The sequence below is a fragment of the Campylobacter sp. CNRCH_2007_0968H genome (assembly GCF_025773245.1).
GTDB lineage: Bacteria > Campylobacterota > Campylobacteria > Campylobacterales > Campylobacteraceae > Campylobacter_D > Campylobacter_D lari_D.
In genome coordinates, this window is record NZ_JAKMTQ010000028.1 from 1 (window position 1) to 4,261 (window position 4,261).

The 4,261-nt window shown below is 25.3% G+C and carries 4 protein-coding genes; all 4 read left to right on the forward strand.

Annotated features, from left to right (window positions below):
* Nucleotides 1-1,111: replication initiation protein (locus L8Y18_RS08385; RefSeq protein ID WP_263676646.1), on the forward strand; the 1,111-nt coding region annotated here is incomplete at its 5' end.
* Nucleotides 1,112-1,869: 758 nt separating this feature from the next.
* The gene (locus L8Y18_RS08390) at nt 1,870-2,283 is read left to right on the forward strand and encodes a hypothetical protein (RefSeq protein ID WP_263676647.1); all 414 of its coding nucleotides are present in this window, start codon (nt 1,870-1,872) and stop codon (nt 2,281-2,283) included.
* A gap of 467 nt (nt 2,284-2,750) precedes the next feature.
* Nucleotides 2,751-3,035, forward strand: coding sequence for a hypothetical protein (locus L8Y18_RS08395; RefSeq protein WP_087691201.1), 285 nt, complete (start codon nt 2,751-2,753; stop codon nt 3,033-3,035).
* Nucleotides 3,025-3,294 carry a type II toxin-antitoxin system YafQ family toxin gene (locus tag L8Y18_RS08400; RefSeq protein ID WP_087691199.1) on the forward strand — a complete coding sequence of 90 codons (270 nt, stop codon included), beginning with the start codon at nt 3,025-3,027 and terminating at the stop codon, nt 3,292-3,294. Before L8Y18_RS08395 ends, L8Y18_RS08400 begins: the two co-directional genes overlap by 11 nt.
* Nucleotides 3,295-4,261 lie beyond the last annotated feature (967 nt).

The following is a 4,261-nucleotide window of genomic DNA, read 5'->3' on the forward strand; positions in this document are numbered from 1 at the left end:
CTTAAAGTTGAAGTATTTTTCTAAACAAAACCGCAGGGGCAGAGAAGCCCCTTGCCTTGATTGTCTTACTTTGGATATGCAAATGAGTGAAATAGTTAAATATCACAACGACTTTAATAAAATTAAACTACCTAGCTTTACAGAACAAGAGCAAAATTTGCTTTGCGGAATTCTTACAAAAATCAAAGAAAATAAAACAGGCGAAAGCGTAAAATTTACATCAAAAGAGCTTTTGAGTTTTAGCACAGAAAATCTTACAAATAAAGCATTAGTAGGAATGGTTACAACATTAAGAGAGAAATTTTTCAAAGCAGATTTTACAATTTTAATTGAAGACAAAGAAAGAGACTTAATAGGAAAAGAAATTATAAATCTTTTTCAAAGTTTTAAACTATGGTATCCAAAAGATGATTATGAGTATGCTAATTTAAAAGGCGTTGAAATGTCGGTAAATCCACGATTTGAATACCTTGTTAATCAACTCACAGTTAATTTTACATCTTTTGAATTAGCAGAATTTATCGCATTAAGCGGTAAATATACAAAAACTCTTTATAGACTTTTAAAACAATATAGAACAACGGGAACAGCTTATTTTGAGTGGGAAGAGTTTAAAAGAATTATGGATATACCTGAAAATTACGAAATGCACAACATTGATAAATGGGTTTTAAAACCTGCTATAAAAGAACTAAGCAAGGAACGCACCTTATTTGATCAGGTGCGTATCCCTTTTAAAAATTTAGCTTTTGAGAAAAAGAAAATCAAAGCTAGGGGGCGGGGCGGTAAGGTTGTCGGTATTGAATTTACTTTTAAACCCGAAAACATTGCAATACAAAAAATTGAAAATGAAGCGATAGAAAATGCAAGCGATGAAGAAAAAATCTTAATCGCTTGTAAGAACCTTTGTCAATCAAAAATTAGATTTAAACATGAAAATAAAATTTATCAAAGTAATTCATTTGATTTTTATAACTTTATTTTTAATGCAATGGAACTAAAAGAAGATAGATTTGGGAATTTAATTTCTCACGATATTAAAATTTTTAAATGCAAAGATAAAGAAGACTTTTATAAAATTATTAAAAAAATTATTAAAAATATTCTTTAGCAAAAGAAATACTTGACAAATAATGTAAAATTTAGTATTTTTAAAATAAATTATATAAATATTAGGACTAATATTTATATAATTTATTTTAATTAATTGCTATGATTTTTTTAGTGTATAATTATCTCATCGGTTTGCAAGAAAAAATTTTCTTGCAATATTTAATCTTTTAAATCACATAAGCAATGGCAAAGATTAGATCCATTAACCTATAGAGGACTAAAAAGTAATCCATTACTTCTCCTTTATATTTATTTTTTCAATCTATATTGCGAGTATAGATTGAATACTTATTTTCTAATAATAAGCAAATAGTATTATACCAATTTTTTTAAAAAAAATCAATTTAAGCGGAATGTAAATAATTTTTTGGTATTTTATTGAGTTATATCTATAAATATAGATATAACTCAAGAAAAACTTTGTTTGATAGCATTTTATAAAAAATTCATAATAATATCTAGTAAGTATGGGAATATGTAATTTTTTAAAATTGTAATAATTATTTTTTTATTATGATTTTGCCAATTACTTACAAGAATGATTTTATTTAGCGATTAACCACATCTATGAGAATGAGAAAAAAGAACAAACACCCACACTACAATGGCAAGATGTAAAAGATAAAGCAATTTATGAAGAATGGATAGGTTGTAATCCGCTTTAAATGAATTGTGGCATTCAAAGCGGAAATCCACTAAAGGCTTAACTAAGAAACAACATAGTAAGCAAGAAATTATATTAAAAAAGGAATAAAAATGAAAAATTTTAAAAAAGTTATTTTAGGTGTGGGGTTAGTTTTAGCTTTAGCAGGTTGTGGTGGAAGCAGTTTGCAAGAATTAAGTCAAGAAGAATTCAAAGAAATGGGTGGCAAGGTTACTTTAGATTATGTTAAAAATTTTAATAAGCTAAAAGAGGTTTATAGTGCTAAAAATATAAAAGAGATTTTTGATGAGGATTATGGAAAAATAGTTGAGAGTAAAAGACTTTGGCGTAAATATGATTTTGTTGTTTTAGGAAAAACAATGGACGATAAAATTTTACCGATAGGCATTAAATGCGACAATTATGATGAAAATATTCCATTAGGTAAAAAGCTTAGTGAAAAATCTTGCACTTCTTATAGTTTATATGTAGATTATGAAACACATAAAAAAAATTTTAAAAAATAGTTTTTAAAATTAATTTAATCAGAAAAAAATACAAAGAAAATTGAAATTTTTTTCATCAAAAAATGATTTTAAAAGTTCGTAATTTTTGATTAAATTTTTCCAAATTTTTTTAAAAAACTTTTCACTAAAATTTTTTTTCACATCAAAATTTTTTGAACAATATTTCTTGAAAAAAATTTTAGTGATTCCAAGAAAAAAAATTTCTAATTTTTCATTTTTTTTCATTTGTGAAAAAAAATCAGTCTTTAAAGTGCCATTTTATCGCACTTTTGACTTAAATTACGCCGGTAAAGGCGGTTATCCTGCATTATTTCCGGAATTCAACTTTTTTTATTATCTTTTTTATTTAAACTTTTCTAATTTTTTTTGAACATTTCTTTTTAATTTTTCTGTTACATTTTTAATTTTATTTTTGCTTTTTTTGTTTTAGATATAATCAAAAAAAAATAAAAAAGGAAATTAAAAAAATGTATGATTATTCTAAATACGAAAACGCAACTCCAAAGCAATTAGTTTATGCACTTTCTTTAGCAGAAAAAAGAGCAGAAAAATTAAATTTACAATTGAAAGAAAACGAAGAGCTTTTTAAATTTTTGCAAAAGAAATTAAAAAATTCTTTTAGCACAAAAAAAGTAAAAAAAAGAGAGAGAAAAATACCTGAGTTAGATGAAGCAATTGAAGATTACAAAAATGGAAATGTAGAAACTTATAAAAATTTTAAAGAGTATAAAAAGGCTATGGATGTCTTATAAAATTACATTGTCTAAAAAATATAAACAAAACTATAAAAAAGCAAACTCAAAAGATAGAATTTTAATCGATAAAATTGTAGAAAAATTAGCTAATGATGAAATTTTAGAACCAAAATATAAAGATCACGCACTAAAAGGAAATTATATTGGCTTTAGAGAATGCCACATAAAACCTGACTTATTATTAATTTATCGCAAAAACAACGACATTTTAGAATTATATCTAGCTAGTTTAGGAAACCACAATAACACTTTTTAGCAGAATACGATCATATTCTTTAAAAAATAGCCCTAAAATCGATTTTTTTATCTAAAACGATATTTCTATTAAGTTTTTAATTTAAATCGATTTTTACCCCATTTATGAAAGAATAAACACTATTTTTTGTCATCTCTAACAAAATGCACCTGTTAAGGTGCTATATTTTGTGTAAATGGGGTGCGGGGTCGTGAAGCTTTCCTAGAGAAAGCGAACGAACAAGACCCCGCCCTAGTTAGACTAGTTCTTTTAAGTTAATTAAAATTTCAATAACAAGATAAATAATTTTTACTATCTGTTCTATTATTTTTAGTTTAAAACTCATTATTTCCTTTCAAAAAATTAATTAGTTTTTTTAAAAAACCAAAGTATCTAAATATGACTATCTAGGTTTGTCTAGATTTATAAAATTTTTTTCTTTTTCTTTTTGCTTCTTTTTCTTTTTCTTTTTTTAGACATATTTTCTCTCGCGCGCGTTTTTTATATATTTTTATATATTTTTATATATTTTTAGGGGGCTTTCAAACGCCTATGTGATAGGAGCTAGCGAAATATTAAAAGTAGAAATTAGGAGTATTAAAAGTAGAAATTAGGAGTATTAAAAGTAGAAATTAGGAGTATTAAAAGTAGAAATTAGGAAACACGCCGGTAAAGATTTTTTTTATCGGCTTAATTAAAACGGGGAAATTAAACTATTAAAAGTAGAAATTAAGAAAGCACATCAAAACACCATATAACGATAGTTAGCAAAATATTAAGGCAACAAATTGGGAGTATTAAGGCAGCAGATTGTAGGTTTATCTACTCTTAATAAGAGTAGTATTATTTATAAATCTACTTAAAATATGCTATAATAAAAAATCCGCCTTGAGTTTCACTCTTGGCGGAAATTTATCAATCAAGGCTAACTATGAAACGACATAGTAAGCGTTTTGTGAGATTATACATCAATTTCAAACTTTTTAAG